We start from the raw sequence: 17,552 nt of genomic DNA, 5'->3' as shown, positions 1-17,552 counted from the left end.
CCAAGCGTGCCGCGAACGGCCGACGGGTGCCGGGAGTTACCGGCGGGTTGTGGATCACCGGTGCTGCTGTGGACAACTCGCCGATCGACGGCGGCGCGGACCGGGAAATGTCGGTGGGCTGTGGTAGGCGTCACCGCATGAGTGAGTCCTCACTCATTGACGTGAGTGAGAACTCACTCATACATTGGCAGCATGGTCGAGGACGAGAAGAGGCGCCGGGCGCCCGCGATGAGCCAGGAAGAGCGGCGCGCCGCGATCGTGCGCACGACACTCCCCCTGCTGATCGAGCACGGCGGCAACGTCTCCACGAGCCAGATCGCCGCCGCCGCGGGCATCGCAGAGGGCACGGTCTTCCGCGCCTTCAAGGACAAGCAGGACCTGCTCATCGCCTGCATGCGGGCCGGGTTGAACTCCGACGAGGAAGTCGCGGTCATTGAGCGCATCGGCACCGGCGGCCCGCTGGCGGGGCGGCTCACCCTCGGCGTCGAGGCGATCAGCGGCTACCTCGACCGCATCTGGGCCGTCGGGCAGGCGATGCGGACCGGCGGCGTCTCCCCCGAGGCCATGCGGCAGCGCATGCACGGGGACGAGAAAGAACACGAGCCGGGCCCGCCACCCGAGATGCTCCGCGTATCGCACGCCATGGGCGGCCTGTTCGACGAGACCGCCGACAACCTCCGCGTCGACCCCGAGCGGGCCGTGCGGATGCTGCTCGGCCTCGTGTTCACCAACCGCATGCAGGGCCACGGTTTCGGCGAGTCCATGGGGGACCCGGCCGAGATCGTCGACCTGTTCCTCCACGGGGTCATCCGCACTGAAAAGGGGAGCAAGCCATGAACGACCTCATGATCGAGGCCACCGGAATCACCAAGGCCTTCGGCGACGTGACCGCACTCGACGCCGTCACCGTCGAGGTGCCGCGCGGATCCGTGCTCGGCCTGCTCGGCCACAACGGCGCAGGCAAGACCACGCTGGTCAACATCCTCACCACGATGTTCCCGCCCACGAGCGGCACGGCCCGCGTCGCAGGGTTCGACGTGGCGCGCGACGGCGACGAGGTGCGCGGACGCATCGGCCTGACCGGGCAGTTCGCGTCCGTCGACGAGCAGCTCTCCGGGGTCGACAACCTCGTGCTCATCGCCCGGCTGCTCGGCGCGACCCGCCGCGAGGCCAGGGCGCGGGCCGACGAGCTGCTGGACCTGTTCGACCTCACCGCCGCCGCCAAGCGGGCCGCCAGGACGTACTCGGGCGGCATGCGCAGGCGGCTCGACCTCGCCGCGAGCCTGGTCGGCAGGCCGGACGTGATCTTCCTCGACGAGCCGACGACCGGCCTGGACCCGGAGAGCCGGCTCGGCATGTGGGGGATCGTCGAGGAGCTGGTCGGTGACGGTACGACCGTATTGCTGACCACCCAGTACCTCGAGGAGGCCGACCGCCTCGCCGACGCGATCACGGTGCTGTCGGCGGGCAGGGTCGTCGCCTCCGGCACGGCCGCGGAGCTGAAGTCGCAGGTCGGCAAGCGGGCCGTGCACGTCACGCTCGCCTCGCCGCAGGACGCGCCCGCCGCCATCGTCTCGCTCGAGCGCCACGGCCTCGCGCCGGTGCTCGACGAGCCACGCGCCGAGCTGCGCACCCCCGTCGACACCTCCGCGGACCTCGCCGTCGTGGTCCGCGCGCTCGACGAGGTCCGCGTCGAGGTGGCCGAGCTGGCACTCACCGAGCCGAGCCTCGACGACGTCTACCTCACCCTCGCCAAGAACAAGGCCGCCTGAAGGAGCCAGTCATGACCACCGCAACCGTCGCGCCGACCACGGCGCTCCCCCGCTGGCGCGGCACCGGAGTCACGTCACAGATCGCCATCCTCACCGGCAGGTCGCTGCGCTCGCTGGTGAGCGACCCCAAACTGGTGATCTTCAGCGTGCTGCAGCCGCTGATCATGTTGCTGCTGTTCAGCCAGGTCTTCAGCGGCATGGCGAACACCGGCAGCTTCCCCGCCGGGGTCACCTACATCAACTACCTGATGCCCGCGATCCTGGTCACGACCGGCATCGGGGCGGCGCTCCAGTCCGGCATCGGGCTCGTGTCGGACATGAAGAACGGCGTGCTGGCCCGGCTGCGGTCGCTGCCGATCCACCAGGGTTCGGTGCTGGTCGCGCGCAGCCTGTCGGATCTGGTCCGCACCGCGCTGCAGCTGGTGATCCTGCTGGTCGCGGCCGTGGTGCTGTTCGACTTCTCCCCTGCCGGGGGCGTACTGGGCGTGCTGCCGGCGTTCTTGCTGGCCCTGGCCGTCAGCTGGGCGCTGTCGTGGATCTTTCTCGCGATCGGGGCGTGGGTACGCAACGCGGAGTCGATGCAGACCATCGGGTTCCTCGCGATGTTCCCGCTGATGTTCGCGTCCAGCGCGTTCGTGCCGGTCGACGGGCTGCCCGCCTGGCTGCGGGTGGTCGCCACGGTCAACCCGCTGACCTACGCGGTCGACGCGTCCCGCAACCTGGCGCTGGATCTGCCGGTCGGCAACGGGGTCGCGGCGGCACTCGCGGCGAGCGCCCTGCTGATGGTCGTTGGCATCGTGGCCGCGGTGCGCGGCTTCCGCCGTTCCCTGTCGTTCTAGGACCTGTCCCGTGGATCTTTGCGCTGACGTCTGTGCCTGATCAGCGGATACCTCAGGGGAACGTGACGGCACCCAGCCACCAACCCTTTAAATCCGGGGAGGCTGACTAGTTGAGCTTCTTCAGCATCGCGTTGTAGGCGGCGTGGTCGGAGTCGTCGCCTTCCATGTCGGCCCGGCGGTCCTGCCGCCGGGCCTCGCGGTCGTCCGCGCGGGCCCACTGGACCAGCAGCGCGACGAGCACGATCAGCAGCGGCAGCTCACCGGCCGCCCACGCGATCCCGCCGCCGAGCCGCTGGTCGGACAGCAGGTCGCTGTTCCAGCGCAGCGCCAGCCGCTGGTAGAACTCCTGGCCGATGACCGTGTTCATGCCCATGAGGATCACGCCGAAGAACGCGTGGAACGGCAGTGACGCGAACACCATGCCGAGCCGGGCGACGTGCGGCAGCCTGCGCGGCGACGGGTCGATGCCGATCACCGGCCAGTAGAAGACGTAGCCGACCAGCAGGAAGTGGGCGTTCATCAGCAGGTGCGCCCAGTGCTTGTCCAGCGCCCAGTCGAACAGGCCGGAGAAGTACAGGACGTAGAACGACCCGACGAACAGCACCAGCGCGACGATCGGGTTGGTCAGGAACCGCGACAGCGGCGAGCGGACCAGCGCCAGCAGCCACTCACGCGGGCCAGGCACCCCGTCCTTGCCCGCCACCGGCAGCGACCGCAGCGCCAGCGTGACCGGCCCGCCGAGCACCAGCAGCACCGGCGCCAGCATGGACAGCATCATGTGCACTTCCATGTGCACGCTGAACATGGCGGCCGAGTACCGGCCGATGCCGGACGAGGTCGCGAAGAGGATCGTCGCGCACCCCGCGAGCCACGCGACGACCCGGCCCATCGGCCACTTGTCGCCCCTGGCCAGCAGCTTGCGCACGCCCATCAGGTACAGGACGGCCATGGCGATCGCGAGCGTGCCGAAGATGAGGTCGAACCGCCACGCGGTCAGCAGGTTCAGCAGCGTCGGCGGGGCGTCGATCGGGTAGCCCAGCTCCAGCTCGACCTGGCCGGGCAGGTACTCGAGCGGCGGCGGTGGGGTGCGGGCCAGCGCGACCGCGATGCCGATGGTGAGGAACATGACCAGCACCTCGACCGCGGCGAGCCGCACCAGGAGCCTGCTCGTGCCACCTTCCTGGATGGCGCGGACGCTGTACTGGCGGTGGAAGTAGCCGAACGCGCCGAGCAGCCCCAGCGCGACGATCTTGGCGATCACCAGCCAGCCGTAGGAGCTGTCGAACACCGTGCTGACCGGCACCCGCACCCAGGCGTTGATCACGCCGGAGACCGCCATCGCGATCCAGCACACCAGCGCCACCGAGGAGAACCGGGTGGCGGCGACGGTCATCGCGGGCCCGCGTTCGAACCGTCTGGCGTACATCATGAGCGCGACCAGGCCACCGACCCACAGCGACGCCGCGACCAGGTGGAACACGAGGCTGTTGCTGGCCAGGTCGTGGTTGCCGCCCGAGGACGAGTGCCCGGTCATCGGCACCGGCAGCACGCCGAACACGCTGAGGCCGAAGAGCACGGTGATCCAGCCCCACGACAGCATGACGAACGCGGCGAACGCGATGAACAGGGCGATGCCCGCGGTGATCAGCCAGGCCTTCGCCTGTTCGAGGACCCCGACGAGCTCGAACATCAGCGCCGGGTCGCGCAGGACCGTCGACACCGGGCGGCCGATCGCGTCGGCGACGAGGAACGGGACGGACGCGACGGCGCCCGCGAACCACACCAGCGCCGACCACGCAGCGGTCCGCAGCGCCGCGTACCCGCCTGCGCCGATGAGGCCCGACTTCTGGGGCGCCACAAGGAAGGCGGCGAACAGCAGGCACCCGACGGTGAGCACCGCGCCAGCCTCAGCCGCCACGCGCACCGCCGCACCGAACTGCACGTCCAGCGTCGCGTCCGGGGCCGTGTAGCTGAGCAGCACGACGGCGACCAGTGCCGCGAACGGCGCCGAGACGAAGATCAGCGGGACGACGCTGGGAATCCGCGAGTGGGCGGTTTTCGCGGTGCTGTCGACGGACACGCCCTGACTGTAGTCACCGGCATCTAGAGCGTCGCCGGTGCGATCGTCTCCTTTTCGCGGCCGGCCGCCTCACTCTCGCGCCTGCGGGCGCGGGCCGACGCGATCGCCGCCGGTGCGATGAGCAGCGCGATCACCCCGGCGAAGCCGATGGCGAACTCGAGGTTCGTCACCTGCGCGACGCCGCCGATCATGGGCGGGCCGATCAGGAAGCCCGAGTAGGCGATGGTCGTGACGAAGCCGATCTCGCGTTCGCCGCCGGTCCCGTCGCCGCGCCTGCCGACCGCGCCCGCGAGGTCGAGCGCGACCGGGAACGCGAACGCGAGCCCGCCGCCCGCCATCGCGAACCCGACGTAGGCGAGCCACGCGGAGGGGACGGCCGCGATCATGATCAGTCCGAAGCCGGCCATCAGCGAGCCGGTGACCAGGACCTTCACGGCACCGAAGCGGCGCTCGATCTGCTCGCCGAGCAGGCGCACGATGCCCATGGCGACGCAGAAGACCGAGAACGTGACCGCGCCTGCCGCCTCGGACATGCCGCGCTCGCGGACCCCGAACAGCGCGGACCAGTCGCCGCTGGCGCCCTCGACGATCGCGGAGAACAGCGCGATGAGGCCGAGCAGCCACAGGACCGGCCTGCGCAGCATGCGGCGGTCGGGGCCGGTGTGCTCGCCGGTGTCGGCGGCGGCCTCCTCGCGCGGCACGAACGTGATCGTGCCCGCCACGAGCAGCACCGTGGCGCCCGCGACCAGCGAGAAGTGCGGGACCAGGCCGAGCCCGTGGCCCGCGGCGAACGCGGCACCCATGGACCCCGCCAGCGCGCCGAAGCTGAACCCGGCGTGGAAGACCGGCATCAGCGGGCGTTCCGTGCGGCGGATCACGGTGACCGCGGCCACGTTCATGGCCACGTCGAGCATGCCGACCGAGGCGCCGAGCAGCACGAGGACCAGCCCGAGCTGCAGCGGCGAGCCGACCGAGGCGAGGACCGGCAGGACGACAGCGGTCGCGAGCGCGGAGACGAGGACCATCACCCGTGCGCCGAACCGCGCGCACAGGCGGCCGGTGAGCGACGCGGCGGCGATCATGCCGATGCTCGCGCCGAGCAGCGCCAGGCCGAGCACACCGGCAGTGGCGCCGATCTGTTCGGCCAGTGCCGGCATGCGTGGTGCCCACGAGCCGATGACCACGCCGTTGAGCGCGAACACCATGAACACTGAGAGCCGCCCCGAGCGCACCTGTTTCTCCTCCCTGTACCCCTCGCGCCCATCGTACTGAAGCGCTTCAGTCGTGGCTACGCGTTTGCTGTCGCACCTGGTCGTAGGCTTGCGGCGTGACCCAGGACCGGGAAAGGCGACCGACGCTGGACACCATCGCCCAGCGTGTCGGCGTCTCCCGGGCGACGGTGTCGAACGCGTACAACCGGCCGGACCAGCTCTCCGGCGCGCTGCGCGAGCGGATCATCGCGACCGCGAAGCAGCTGGGCTACGCCGGACCGGACCCGGTCGCGCGGAGCCTCGCGACGAAACAGGCCGGCTCGGTGGCGTTCATGCTGTGCGACGGGCTGTCCTCGGCGTTCTCCGACCCCGCCCTGTCGATCATGCTCGACGCCCTGTCATCCACAATGGACACCGGAGAGCGATCACTGCTGCTCCTGCCCGGTGTGAGCGGCGACGGACCGCGCGCGCAGTCGGTGATGCGGGCCCAGACCGACGTCGTGGTGGCGTACTCGCTGCCGGACAACGCTCCGGCGCTGGAGGCGGTGCGGGCCAGGGACCTGCCGCTCGTGGTGGTCGACCAGCCGTTCGTGCCGAAGTCGGCGCGGGTGCGGGTGGACGACCGGGGTGGCGCGTACCTGGCCGCGAAGCACGTCGCCGGACTGGGGCACCGGCACGTGGGCATCGTCGGCCTCGGCCTGAGCGCGGACGGCGTCGGCGGGCCGGTCAGTCCACAAAGGATCGAGCAGGCGCACTTCGAGGTGACCCTCGACCGCCTCGCCGGTTACCGGGAAGCCCTCGGTGAACAGGGTATTCTTGCGGACGCGGTGCCGTTCTGGGAGGCACCGGGCAACGCGCGCGAGATGGGCAGGGAGGGCGCCAGGTGGCTGTTCGGGCTCGAACCGAGACCAACCGCGGTGCTCTGCATGTCCGACGAGCTGGCGCTGGGCGCGATCCGCGCCGCGAACGAGCTCGGGCTGTCGGTGCCGGGAGAGGTCTCCGTCGTGGGCTTCGATGACACCCCGGCCGCCAGTTGGGCCGATCCGCCGCTGACCACCGTCCGGCAGGACCTCGTCGCCAAGGGCCGGCAGGCCGGTGAGCTGGCGTTACGCATGCTGGACGGCGCCAGACCGGGCAGACCGGTGACCATCGGAGTCGACCTCCAGGTCCGCGGCTCGACCGCCGCGGTGGTGTGACCTCAGGCCGACTTGGCCAGAACGAGAAACGCCAGAGCCTCTCCGAACGATCAGACCCAGGGACAGCCATCCGCCTCGCGCGGTCGGCTGCCTCATGCCCTCGTAGCTCAGCGGACAGAGCAGGAGCCTTCTAAGCTCTGGGTCGCAGGTTCGAGTCCTGCCGGGGGCGCAGACCCTGACCAGCGCGAACAGCGCTGGCGGGGACAGCTGAATGATCTCCGTGGCATCACCCGTGGCATAGATTCGAGTCATGGGGGAAGTCATGACGTCTAGGGGTAGGCGCTCCGACCAGCGCAGACGAGGGAACATCGAGACGCTCCGTAGCGGAGCAAAGCGGATCCGGGTCTACAACGGCCTGGACCCGGTCACCAAGAAGCCGATCTATGTCGGCGAGACGGTCGCGGCCAACACACCGGGCCTGGACAAGGCTGCTGAGCGGGCACTGATCCGCTGGCTCAAGACGGTCGATGATCAGAAGGCGCCGCGGACGAACGCGACGGTCGACGAGCTGATCAACGCGTTCCTCGACGTCATCGACATCGACCGGGGGACGCTGCGCGGCTGGCGCAACAAACAGAAGAACCACATCCGCCCTCTGCTGGGCGAGACCTCGCTCAAGAAGGCACACCCGCACGTGCTCGAAACGTTCTTCGCGGAGCTGCGGCGGTGCCGCAAGCACTGCGGACGGCAACCACAGGTCGACCACCGGACTCCACGTCAGCATGAGCGCGACCACCGCTGCGTGCGACACCAGTGCGAGGGCCTGTCCACGTCCTCGGTCAGGGAGATACACACGATCTTGAACGGCGCGTTCGGCCGGGCCGTCGTCTGGGAGTGGCTGGGAGCCAACCCCCTCGATCAGGTGCCACCGCCGGAGGCTCCCAAACCGAATCCCCAACCGCCCAAGACCCACGAGGCCGCACAGCTCATCAACAAGGCGTGGCGCAACGACCCCGCGTGGGGGGCCTGCGTGTGGCTGGCGTTCACCACCGGCAAACGTCGCGGCGACCTGTGCGGGTTGCGGATATCAGCTGTGGATCTCGAGTCGGGGGTGGCGGAGTTCGGGCTCGTGATCAAGCAGGACGGCAGGGACATCTACACCGGCGACCCCAAGGGCAAACGACACACCCGTGTCGTGCTCGATCCGGAAACAGTGGAGGTGCTGCGTGAGCACCTGGCCCGGTGCGCGGCACTGGCCGCGGCGGCGGGCGCCACGCTCGACCCGGAGACCAGCGAGCGGCGAAGGTCCTGGCTCCCCGCCTGCCCGAGCGTCCCAGATCATTGACCCGCTCCGACTGGGCGAAGATCAGCCCAGAGCGGTAATCGCCGCGGGCCTACGGGATGCGGTCGCGGCAGGCGACGGCCGATTCACTCGGCTTGCCCACGCGGAGGTCGCGTTGCGCTGCTGGCTCTGAGCCGGGCCACTGCCCGCGCCGCCGGCTCGCCCGCGTCGACGGCCGTTGTACGCCGGAGGTCGACATCGGTGGCTGCGGCGCGGAGTAAACAGATCGTCTTCGGGCAGAGTCTTTGGTAGTGATGGCTAACTACGAGAACTTCGTCCGGGCGCAGCTGCCGCGGTTGCTGCGGTACGCGAGGATGCTCACCGGGGAGCGGGAGCAGGCCGCTGATCTGGTGCAGGACGTGCTGGTCAAGGTCTACCGCCGCTGGTCCCGGATCAGCGACACGGACCACCCGGACCGCTACGTCCTGCGGATGGTCACCAACGGCTACCTGTCCTGGCGACGCAGCAGGTCGGCGCGCCTGATCGCCGCAGATGAGCTTCCGGACGAGGCGCGACCGGACGACTTCGCCTCGGACCACGCGTTACGCGAGGACATGTGGCAGCGCCTGGCGCGGCTGCCCAAGCGCCAGCGAGCTGTGGTGGTGCTGCGGTATTACGAGCAACTCGTCGACGCCGAGATCGCCGACCTGCTCGGCTGCGCCCAATCCACCGTGCGCGCCCACGCCCACAAGGCGCTGACGACATTGCGAAGCGGCTTGACCATCGAGCAGCTGGCGGAGGCCAAGGAGAGCTGATGGACATCGAGAAGCTGATCAAGGACACCTTCACCGCGCACGAACACGACGTGCCCGACGACGACACGGTGCTCGCCGCCGCTCAGCAGCGCATCGACCGCAGGCGCACGGTGAGCAGGCCGCTCGCGGTCGCCGCCGGGGTGGCCGCGTTGACCCTCGCCGCGGTCACCGTCGTGGCGCTGAACCGCTCCGCCCCCGCTGACAACGTCGCCGCCCCTGCCGACGAGGTTCAGGCCGAGCCGGCCATCGCGGACCTGCGGATGCCCTTCTCCCTCGGCTGGCTACCGCCGGGTTCGGTCGACTATCGCGTGCAACGAGTCAACGTCGTAGCCACCCAGGACGACCCGGACACGCCACTGTACGGCGGTGAGTACATGCTCACCGTCACGGCCAACGGTCAAAACCTCAACGTCAACGTCCAGCATTTCCCGATGGCGTCGGTCGACGAGGTGGCGGTCAGGTCCCGCCCGGGCAACCCCGTCACCATCAACGGGCAGCGCGGTGTCGAAAGCTCGGACGCCGGCGGCCCGGGCGGCTACGAGCTGTACGTCCCACACCCCGACGGCGGGGCGATGTATGTGCACGTGTTGACCGAGTTCCCCTACACGGCGCCCGCGCAGCAGCTGGTCGACGTCGGCCGCCGGGTCGCGCAGAACCTCCGCTACCCGGGCAACACGACAGTCACCCCGTCGTTCGGGTTGCGCGACCTCCCAGGCGGAATGCGGATCTGCGCCTTCGATGTCGGGAAGCCCTTCGATCCCTCCCCCCTCGGGTCGGCGCTCAGCACGGGCTACGAGCTGGGCACCTGTACCACCATGCCGCCGATCAGGCTCAGCACCGCCAACGCGCCGAGGGGCGACCCTGGCCAGCCCACGCAAGGCCACCCGACGCGTTACGTCAACGAGAACGGCCACCACAGCCTGTGGGTACTCGACGCGGTCAATGACGCCCCGATCCTCATCGCCGGCAGCGTGCCGCTGACCGACCTGTACGACATCGCCAACCGTCTCGTCCTACCCCGCTGAGCACACCAATCCGCACTGCGCGGGTCTTCCCCTCGCGAGGAGGACCCGCGCCATTTGTCGGCTCTTCGTAGGCACGCCTGGGAAGAGCGCTTTTCGGGCAGCCGAACCGTGGCAGATAGGTCACCTGCACCGGGCACGTCAGCCGGCGGGGTCTACTGAGACAGGACTAGCCAATGTGATCGCTCGTCATTCGGCGGCCACGCTGGGTTCGAGCACCCCACCGCACCCATGAGCCGCCGGTCGTGGCGGGAACACCGATCATGGGATCCCCCGGGCGTAAAGCCGTCGTCTCTAGCTTCGAGGTGTGTGATCGCTTGCTGCGTAACGCTTCCAAGTCGCGCCAGCCTCGGCCGCGAGGACCCCAACGCAGGCCGGGCGGTAGCCGAGCATGCTGGCGACGACCGGGGGTGGGGCCTGGATGAGCAGGTCGCGGATGGCGCAGGTGCGTCCGTCGAGCCGGTTCTCGCGCTCCCCGGTCAAGGCGAAAGAGGCGGTCGAGGCTGCCGAGGTCGGCCGTCGCCGGTGAACCCGGTGACGTCGTCCGCGATTTCCACGACCGCGGCGGCCACCTTGTCCTGACGGCGACCGGTTACGTACACCGTCGCCCTCTCGGATGCCAAGCGCCGGGCGGTCGCCAGGCCGATGCCCTCGGTTCCTCCGGTAACGAGTGCCACCTTCGCGTCGAGCTGTCCCGTCGCACGTCTCCTCGTCCACGTGCTGACGTGGATCGCGTTCGACCGGCGCGGCACCGACAAGGAGATCGCCACCTCGCAGCGCATCGCGACCAGCGTCGGCTACGGCATTCAGCCGGTGCTGGGCAGGGTCTACGCCGAGGTGTCCCAGGCTCTCTGCGCGTCGCTGAAGACGACAACGGTCGCCGATGTCCTGCGTGACGCGGTCGCCGAGTACGAGGCGGGCCTCCGGGGTTGACGTCCCGGGCGGTCCGGAGCGGCGCGGCCGGGTGCCTCAGGGGTGGCGAACGGGTTGTGCTCGGCCAGCGCCACCGGCCGTCGGTGGACCGCCTCGCGAACTGCGTCCGACCACAGCACCCGGAACGGTGCCGAGCCCAGTCGGCGACCACCAGGACATCGTCGGCCCGGACCTGGCCGCCGTGGCCGATCTGATCCTGGCAGACAACCGCTAGAACCCGTCCACTGTGGGGTCGGGTCCGTTCTGCTGCAGGGCGAGCAGTTGCTGGAGGCGGTCGACGACGAGCCGCCGCACCTCGTCGGGTGCGACGACCCGGAATGGCACGCCGAGCTGGAGGAGGTAGTCGGCGATCCACTGTGTGCTGGGCCCGCCGAGCCGGGTGATGGTGCGGTCGGGGCCGTTGGCGCGGTGCCGGGCCACCGTGGCCGGGATGAGCGCGCTTACCGCGGTCAGGGAACGGGGGATCTCCACATCGGCATGGACCTCGTAGGGGGTGCTGGTGATCGCCGCCTCGACCATCGCGGCCGCGTCGACCTCCGGTCGCCGTGGATCTGCCCGGCCGGTGACGGTGACGTCGCGGATCCGGTCGGCACGGAACACGCGCCAGTCGCCGCGGGTGAGGTCCCAGGCGACGAGGTACCAGCGGTGAGCCGTGCGGACCACCTGGCGTGGCTCCAGCTCACGTTCGCTGCCGCTGCCCCGCCTGTCGCGATAGGACAGACGGACGCGTTCACGCGCCCGGCAGGCGCCCGCGAGCCCTGCCAGGACCACGGGATCCACCTGCCCCCATGCCGTGGCCTCCGGTGCATCGCCGGCCTCGGCGACCACGGCATCGAAACTGCGCAGGGAATCAGCCACCCGCCGCGGCAAGGACCGCTGAAGCTTCACCAACGCGCCGAGTGCGGCGTGGCCTTCACCGTCAGGACCGCGCCAGGCCAGCTGACGCAGCGCGATCGCCGTTGCCAAGGCCTCGTCGTCGTCGAGGCTCAAGGGCGGCATCTGCGTGCCCTGGCCCAGCCGGTACCCGCCGTGCGGCCCGGTCGCCGCGTCGATGCCGTAGCCCAGCTCCCGCAGCTTCGCGATGTCCCTGCGCACTGTCCGCTCATGGATTCCGAGACGCTCGGCGAGCTCGGCCGCGGTCCATTCCGGACGTGTCGACAGCACCGTGAGCAACCGCAAGAGGCGATGTGAGGCGCTGAGCACACCACGAGGATAGCGCGAATTCCGGGCCGAACCTGTCCGCAACTCCTCGTACCGTCGCAGACGAGGCGCAACACGGCACCTCGACGTTCGGCACGGAGGTACACAGCACATGGGTCAACTCGACGGCACGACCGCGCTGGTCACCGGCGGCAGCTCAGGCATCGGGCTCGCCACCGCCCGGCGGTTCGCCGAGGAAGGGGCGCACGTCTACCTGACGGGCCGGCGCGCGCCGGAGTTGGCCGCGGCGGCGGAGCAGATCGGAGAGCGGGCGACGCCCGTGCGCGCCGACATCGCCGAACCGGCCGACATCGCTCGGCTCATGGACACGATCACCGCCTCCGGAGACCAAATCGACGTCCTGTTCGCCAACGCGGGTGGCGGGTCTTTCGCTCCGCTGGAGGACGTGACCGAGCAGCACCTCGACCAGATCTTCCGGACCAACGTGCGCGGCGTCGTCCTCACCGTGCAGAAGGCTCTGCCCCTGCTCCACGAGGGCTCCTCGATCATCCTGAACGGGTCCACCGCCGCGTTCACCGGCACGCCGTCCTTCGGCGTGTACGGGGCGTCGAAAGCGGCTGTGCACGCCCTGGGCCGGGTCTGGGCCAACGAACTGGCCCCGCGCGGTATTCGCGTCAACACCCTTGCCCCCGGTTACATCGAAACACCCGGGATCCTCGCCGACGCCGGTGACGACGAGGCCGCTCGCATCCTGCTGCGGGCCCGGCTCGCCGAGGGGGTACCTCTCGGGCGGCTCGGACAGGCCGTCGAAGCCGCCGAAGCCGCGCTCTTCCTGGCCACCAACGGCTTCGTCACCGGAGCCGAACTCGTCGTCGACGGCGGCGAGAGCCGCAGACACTGACCGGATCAGACCTACAACTCAGGAGAACCCATGAACACCACTGACAGCACAGCCGCTTCGGCGACCGCGCACCCGCACGCCGCCGACACGCCGGAGCTCGTCTGGGCCCCACGCACCACGTTCATCTCCACCACCGGACGCGGACGTCCAGGTACCGACAGCTTCTACCGCAAGAAGGTGCTCGTCGCGGCGACCGCCGCCGCTCTCCCGCCCGCCCTGCGGCCGGATGACACCGCGGACGTCGTCGAAATCCTCTACCGGTACCCCGCGGACGCCGCCTCCGTCGAGATCGCCGACTTCTACAGCGTCAATCCCATCGACATGCTCGAGTACCGCGTGCTGGCACAGGTCAGCGACGACACCACCGCCGAGGACCTCGCGTCCGCACGCCGTACCGTCTCCCCGGCCGACGACGACCTGACGCTCTTCACCCTGCCCGAACGACTGGTCGTGCAGGTCATGCACCACGGGCCTTTCGCGGAGGAGTTCGGCACACTCGCGCGGCTCGGCGCCTTCGCATCGGCTCGCGGCCTGCGCCGCGTCGGCGCGCACCACGAGATCCACCTGGACCCGTTCACCGCCACCACCCCACAGGAGCACCTGCGCACGATCCTGCGTGACCCCGTTGCCCCCTAGGTCATGCGCCGGACGGACTGCTCGAGTCCACCGCGGATGCGGTCCATTGTGGATGCGTAAGCCTCTGGCAGGTCGACGCCGAGACGGTCGGCGAGCACGAAGACCCACCAGAGGCACTCGGCGAGCTTGTGGCGCAGCTCGGCATTCACATCGCCGTCGATGTCCCACGTGCGCTCGGCCGCGAGCACCAGGCGGCCGACATGGGCCGCGTCGTTGGTGAAGCCCACCGCAAGTTCCGGCAGCGTCCACGTCCTGCCCAGCAGGTGCCGCTCGAGTTGTTCGTAGAGACCGCGCACCTGCCGCGCCCGTGCCTCCGCGTCGGTGAGACCGGCGTCGTCATGCCCTTCTTGACCAGTCATCGCAAGCTCCTCTCGAAGATCGTGTCCCACGGTAGCCGTGAATCCGGACGGTTCCGGTCCTGGTAACGGCCCGACGCCACCTGATCCGGTGGCCGTCGGATCACACTGTCCGACGTTGCTTTTCCGGACCGAAGTCGTCCTGGTCGGTTCCCAGCGTTCGAACGGCACCTGGAAATGGAAAGAACCCGCGGCAGTGAACGGACGACTCCTCATCTACGGCGCGACCGGGTACACCGGCCGGCTCGTCGCGGAACGGGCCGTGCAGATCGGCCTCGACACGACGGTGGCCGGACGAGACCACGGTCGCACGGCGAACTGGCCAATGCACTGGGCGTCGGGGCGCGCGTGTTCGATGTCGACGATGCCGACGCGGTGCGCGAGGCATTGAAGGATGTCGACTGCCTGCTCAACGTCGCCGACCCGTTCCGGAACACGGCGCACCCGCTGATGGACGCGTGCATCGAGGGCGGAGTTCACTACCTCGACACCACCGCCGAGTTCGCCACCTTTTGCGCTGGCGGAGTCCAAAGACGACGAAGCAACCCGTGCCGGGGTCATGGTGATGTCCGGAACCGGGTGGGACGTGGTGCCGAGCGACTGCCTCGCCCTGCACTCCGCCCGCCGGGTCCGCGATGCGGAGAAGGTCACGATCGCTGCGCGTGACCGGTGCTTCCACCCGCCCGTCACTCAGCATGGGCGCGGGTCGGCGTGTCACCGGGTTCGGCTCCACCGAGACGCACCGCACTCTGGTCGCCGCACACGTCCACGCCATCGCGTTCACGCGGAGCCGACAGTGACCCAGAACTTGTCTGCGGTGTCAGCCGGGTGTGATGCCGTAGTGCTCGCGCACCTCGTCGACGTTCGGCACGGCGGGGAACCCGACGTCGCCCGCGCTGACGATGATCGACCCGTCCTCGTTCAAGTACTTCTGCGGTGTTGCCCAGCGGTCCTCGAGGTCGGGCGATGCGGCGTAGGCCCGCAGAATCGCGTCCACCACGGCGATGGCCTCGTCCTCGGTGCTTGCCTCGACCACCACGTGACCACGCTGCCAGCCGCCGCCGAACTGGTCGCTGCAGTCGAACTCCGCGGAGGCCACACCGGACACCGACGTCGTCACCGCGGTGAACGCTTCCTCGCACCTGGCGGCACTGGACGAACACGCCGAGACCGGCAGCACCGCCGCTACGACCACCGGCAACAACCACCATCGCGCACGCCGCGTCACTCGGTCAATCCTTCCCCTGGCGCGATGCCGTAGCGCGCGCGTACCTCACGGATCCTCGGCACCGCCGGGAACCCGGCCGCCCCCGCTCCGACGACGATCGACCCGTCCTCGTTCCGGTATTCCTGCGGCGTCGACCACCGGGGTTCGAGGCGCGGCTCGGCGGCGAACGCCCGCAACAGCGCGTCCATCACCCGCACCGCCTCCTCACGCGACGACGCCCGGAGGATCACCTTGCCCCGCTGCCAGCCGCCACCGAACATGTCGCTGCAGTCGAACTCGGCCGACACCACACCGTCGACGGCGAGCGCCGTCTCCCGGAACACGTCCTCACAGTCCCAGTTCCGCGCTCTCCCCAAGCTGAGCAGCGCGGCGAGTATGCCCCCGACGGGCCCTGCCTCGGCCATCCTCCGCACGAGCCGACCCCTGAGGCGCGCCCATCTCCTGCCCATCACAGCCTGCAGTCGACGTCCACGCACATCCCGGCACTCGGTCGTTCCTCAGCCGGGCGTGATGCCGTAGTGCTCGCGGAGGTCACGGATCGACGGCGTCCCGTTGAACCCGGCCAGGCCCTCGTGGACCGAGATGGTGCCGTCCTCGTTGGCGAACCGGGTGTACACCACGGTCGCGTCACCCAGCTCTGACGAGGCGGCGAACGCCTGGAGCACGTCCTCCATCACCGCGGCCACCGCCGTCTCGGTGGTGCCCGCGATCGTGACCGACCCCTCCTGGCTCGGGTTGCCGAACGACCGCTCGCAGGTGAACTCGGCCGCGACCACACCGTCCACGGAGGTCGCGGCGGCGGTCAGCGCCTCCTCGCACGCACGCGCGGCACCGCCACCACATGCCGCGAGGGTGCCGACAACCACCGTCGCCAGGCCGATCACCAAGGCCAACAGGCCCACACGTCGCCTCCGGGTCATGTGATGCCGACGGCATGGAGTTGGCGGATCGCATGGGGGTCCACACTGACCCTGTCCGAACCCGGGCCTGTTCCACCGCCGCCCAGCGCGCCGATGATCATGCCGATGGCCAGCAGTGGAAACAGGACTCGAACCAGCATCGCCCATGATGCCCAGCCGCCGATCCTGCCACCGTCCTTGATGCGTACGACCTGGGTGCCGGTGAGTACCCCGCCGAGCGCGCGGCCGTTGCGGAAGCACAACCCGCCGTACAGCAACGGCGCCAGGAACAGCGTCGCGATCCCGATCCCGCCTGCCGTCCTGTTGTCGAGGCCGGCCGCGAGGCCCACGCCGACCGCGACGAAGACACCGACCGCCATAACGAGCACCGACACGACGACGTCGACCAGCCAGGCCAGGAACCGCGCCCATCCACCGGGATTGACGTAGAGGACACCGTTGCGGAACATGGCGAGCCGCTTGGCGGTCTGTGGCCCGAAGACCTGCGCCGCCTGAGCCCTGGCGCGTTCCAGAGCGGGCATCTGCTCGCTCGGCCGCCGGACGGTCATGTGTCCTCCCATTGATCAGGGCGTGACCGGTCAGGGCGCGACCCTGCGCCGTGGACATCGTAGGGGGTGCTCCTCGCGCCGCGCTGCCCGTAGTTCGCCCGTACTCCACTGTGCACCATCCGTGCGAGCACGGTGACCCTGTGTTCGATCTGTGCTCGCAGCGACATTGGAGTCGCAATCGGACGTCCACTGTGGAAGTCGAGGTGTTGATGGGGTGTGATTCAGCCGACGCGGTGAGATGAGGGAGACCCTCGACGGGACAACGCAACCGGCGTCTCCGACAGCGTGATCGACGGCCTTGCCCACGCCCTGCAACTCGACGAGGCGGAGCGAGCACACCTGAAGGACCTGCCCCGCGCCGATCGTGGCGCGAGGCCGCCACGCTGCGTGAGTTCCTGCAGATATACAGTCACGGGTTTCGATGCATCAGGTCTCACGGCTAACCCTTCTTTGTATGTCCCGCATCCGTACTCCTTTGGCTCTCATTTGCTCCCACAGTCCGCTCCACCCGCTCCCGCGTGCGGGCTATGTGGTCGGAATTGCGACAGCCCGACAACAAGAGCAGGTGCTTCAGCGTGAACGTGCGCTGGGGTGAAACGAAATACTGGTCTGCACCTGGCGCTCCGCCGGATCTTCAGGCGACCGCTCGGCGGCGTGAGAGTGCGTGGGATTCGGCAGTCGCGTGCTCACGGAGGCGCCACGGTCAGTCTAA

The 17,552-nt window shown here is 69.5% G+C and carries 20 protein-coding genes and 1 tRNA gene; 12 read left to right on the top strand and 9 right to left on the bottom strand.

Annotated features, from left to right (window positions below; genetic code table 11):
- Nucleotides 1–192: 192 nt before the first annotated feature.
- Genes FHR82_RS03915 through FHR82_RS03905 form a run of 3 tightly spaced genes read left to right on the top strand, consistent with a single transcriptional unit; the run spans nt 193 to nt 2,611 of the window.
- Nucleotides 193–837 carry a TetR/AcrR family transcriptional regulator gene (locus FHR82_RS03915; RefSeq protein WP_184808810.1) on the top strand — a complete coding sequence of 215 codons (645 nt, stop codon included), beginning with the start codon at nt 193–195 and terminating at the stop codon, nt 835–837.
- A complete protein-coding gene (locus FHR82_RS03910; protein ID WP_184808809.1) occupies nt 834–1,772 on the top strand; it encodes an ATP-binding cassette domain-containing protein in 939 nt (312 codons plus the stop codon). Before FHR82_RS03915 ends, FHR82_RS03910 begins: the two co-directional genes overlap by 4 nt.
- 11 nt (nt 1,773–1,783) lie before the next feature.
- Nucleotides 1,784–2,611 (top strand): ABC transporter permease, encoded by an 828-nt coding sequence (locus tag FHR82_RS03905; protein ID WP_184808808.1) that lies wholly within the window; start codon nt 1,784–1,786, stop codon nt 2,609–2,611.
- A 106-nt stretch (nt 2,612–2,717) separates the two neighbouring features.
- Here the strand turns inward: FHR82_RS03905 and FHR82_RS03900 are convergent, their stop codons facing one another.
- Together FHR82_RS03900 and FHR82_RS03895 are read right to left on the bottom strand one after the other, a co-directional pair.
- Nucleotides 2,718–4,691: a bifunctional copper resistance protein CopD/cytochrome c oxidase assembly protein gene (locus FHR82_RS03900; RefSeq protein WP_184808807.1), complete on the bottom strand. Its 1,974-nt coding sequence runs from the start codon at nt 4,689–4,691 to the stop codon at nt 2,718–2,720.
- A 23-nt stretch (nt 4,692–4,714) separates the two neighbouring features.
- Nucleotides 4,715–5,923 (bottom strand): MFS transporter, encoded by a 1,209-nt coding sequence (locus FHR82_RS03895; protein ID WP_311770857.1) that lies wholly within the window; start codon nt 5,921–5,923, stop codon nt 4,715–4,717.
- 95 nt (nt 5,924–6,018) lie between these two features.
- Here FHR82_RS03895 and FHR82_RS03890 point away from each other — a divergent pair, with 95 nt between their 5' ends.
- The 5 genes from FHR82_RS03890 to FHR82_RS03870 all read left to right on the top strand — a co-directional run bounded on the left by FHR82_RS03890 (nt 6,019) and on the right by FHR82_RS03870 (nt 10,160).
- On the top strand, nt 6,019–7,098 hold the full coding sequence (locus tag FHR82_RS03890) for a LacI family DNA-binding transcriptional regulator (RefSeq protein ID WP_184808806.1): 1,080 nt from the start codon (nt 6,019–6,021) through the stop codon (nt 7,096–7,098).
- A gap of 96 nt (nt 7,099–7,194) precedes the next feature.
- Nucleotides 7,195–7,267, top strand: a tRNA-Arg gene (locus FHR82_RS03885).
- Between the two features lie 93 nt (nt 7,268–7,360).
- Nucleotides 7,361–8,383: a site-specific integrase gene (locus tag FHR82_RS03880; RefSeq protein WP_184808805.1), complete on the top strand. Its 1,023-nt coding sequence runs from the start codon at nt 7,361–7,363 to the stop codon at nt 8,381–8,383.
- A gap of 251 nt (nt 8,384–8,634) precedes the next feature.
- A complete protein-coding gene (locus FHR82_RS03875) occupies nt 8,635–9,135 on the top strand; it encodes a SigE family RNA polymerase sigma factor (protein ID WP_184808804.1) in 501 nt (166 codons plus the stop codon).
- Nucleotides 9,135–10,160, top strand: a complete 1,026-nt coding sequence (locus tag FHR82_RS03870; RefSeq protein WP_184808803.1) for a hypothetical protein — start codon at nt 9,135–9,137, stop codon at nt 10,158–10,160. The genes FHR82_RS03875 and FHR82_RS03870 overlap by 1 nt, the downstream gene beginning before the upstream one ends.
- A 476-nt stretch (nt 10,161–10,636) precedes the next feature.
- On the opposite strand, the gene FHR82_RS03865 is transcribed toward FHR82_RS03870, so the two are convergent.
- The gene (locus tag FHR82_RS03865; RefSeq protein WP_184808802.1) at nt 10,637–10,939 is read right to left on the bottom strand and encodes an SDR family NAD(P)-dependent oxidoreductase; all 303 of its coding nucleotides are present in this window, start codon (nt 10,937–10,939) and stop codon (nt 10,637–10,639) included.
- Between FHR82_RS03865 and FHR82_RS03860 the strand changes: the two genes are divergently transcribed.
- Nucleotides 10,875–11,090, top strand: coding sequence for a hypothetical protein (locus FHR82_RS03860; protein WP_184809352.1), 216 nt, complete (start codon nt 10,875–10,877; stop codon nt 11,088–11,090). The genes FHR82_RS03865 and FHR82_RS03860 overlap by 65 nt on opposite strands.
- A gap of 210 nt (nt 11,091–11,300) precedes the next feature.
- Here FHR82_RS03860 and FHR82_RS03855 read toward each other — a convergent pair whose 3' ends face one another.
- Entirely contained in the window at nt 11,301–12,404 is a 1,104-nt protein-coding gene (locus tag FHR82_RS03855) for a helix-turn-helix transcriptional regulator (protein ID WP_184808801.1), read from the bottom strand.
- On the opposite strand from FHR82_RS03855, the gene FHR82_RS03850 reads away from it, so the two are divergent.
- Together FHR82_RS03850 and FHR82_RS03845 are read left to right on the top strand one after the other, a co-directional pair.
- Entirely contained in the window at nt 12,403–13,152 is a 750-nt protein-coding gene (locus FHR82_RS03850) for an SDR family NAD(P)-dependent oxidoreductase (protein WP_184808800.1), read from the top strand. The two genes, FHR82_RS03855 and FHR82_RS03850, sit on opposite strands and share 2 nt — an antisense overlap.
- 30 nt (nt 13,153–13,182) lie before the next feature.
- Complete coding sequence (locus tag FHR82_RS03845; RefSeq protein WP_184808799.1) at nt 13,183–13,788, top strand: GyrI-like domain-containing protein; 606 nt, start codon at nt 13,183–13,185, stop codon at nt 13,786–13,788.
- Here FHR82_RS03845 and FHR82_RS03840 read toward each other — a convergent pair.
- Nucleotides 13,785–14,147, bottom strand: coding sequence for a nucleoside triphosphate pyrophosphohydrolase family protein (locus FHR82_RS03840; RefSeq protein WP_184808798.1), 363 nt, complete (start codon nt 14,145–14,147; stop codon nt 13,785–13,787). The genes FHR82_RS03845 and FHR82_RS03840 overlap by 4 nt on opposite strands.
- A gap of 174 nt (nt 14,148–14,321) precedes the next feature.
- Between FHR82_RS03840 and FHR82_RS47915 the strand changes: the two genes are divergently transcribed.
- On the top strand, nt 14,322–14,810 hold the full coding sequence (locus tag FHR82_RS47915; RefSeq protein ID WP_225943957.1) for a saccharopine dehydrogenase NADP-binding domain-containing protein: 489 nt from the start codon (nt 14,322–14,324) through the stop codon (nt 14,808–14,810).
- Nucleotides 14,811–14,964: 154 nt separating this feature from the next.
- Here FHR82_RS47915 and FHR82_RS03830 read toward each other — a convergent pair whose 3' ends face one another.
- The 4 genes from FHR82_RS03830 to FHR82_RS03815 form a co-directional block, all read right to left on the bottom strand.
- Nucleotides 14,965–15,345, bottom strand: coding sequence for a hypothetical protein (locus tag FHR82_RS03830; RefSeq protein WP_221463275.1), 381 nt, complete (start codon nt 15,343–15,345; stop codon nt 14,965–14,967).
- A gap of 23 nt (nt 15,346–15,368) precedes the next feature.
- Nucleotides 15,369–15,695, bottom strand: coding sequence for a hypothetical protein (locus tag FHR82_RS03825; RefSeq protein ID WP_311770856.1), 327 nt, complete (start codon nt 15,693–15,695; stop codon nt 15,369–15,371).
- Nucleotides 15,696–15,869: 174 nt separating this feature from the next.
- Nucleotides 15,870–16,274 carry a hypothetical protein gene (locus FHR82_RS03820; RefSeq protein ID WP_184808796.1) on the bottom strand — a complete coding sequence of 135 codons (405 nt, stop codon included), beginning with the start codon at nt 16,272–16,274 and terminating at the stop codon, nt 15,870–15,872.
- 14 nt (nt 16,275–16,288) lie between these two features.
- A complete protein-coding gene (locus FHR82_RS03815; RefSeq protein WP_184808795.1) occupies nt 16,289–16,840 on the bottom strand; it encodes an RDD family protein in 552 nt (183 codons plus the stop codon).
- Between the last annotated feature and the right edge of the window lie 712 nt (nt 16,841–17,552).

The organism is Actinophytocola algeriensis, from assembly GCF_014203735.1.
GTDB lineage: Bacteria > Actinomycetota > Actinomycetes > Mycobacteriales > Pseudonocardiaceae > Actinophytocola > Actinophytocola algeriensis.
This window is presented reverse-complemented; position numbering and strand designations above follow the sequence as displayed.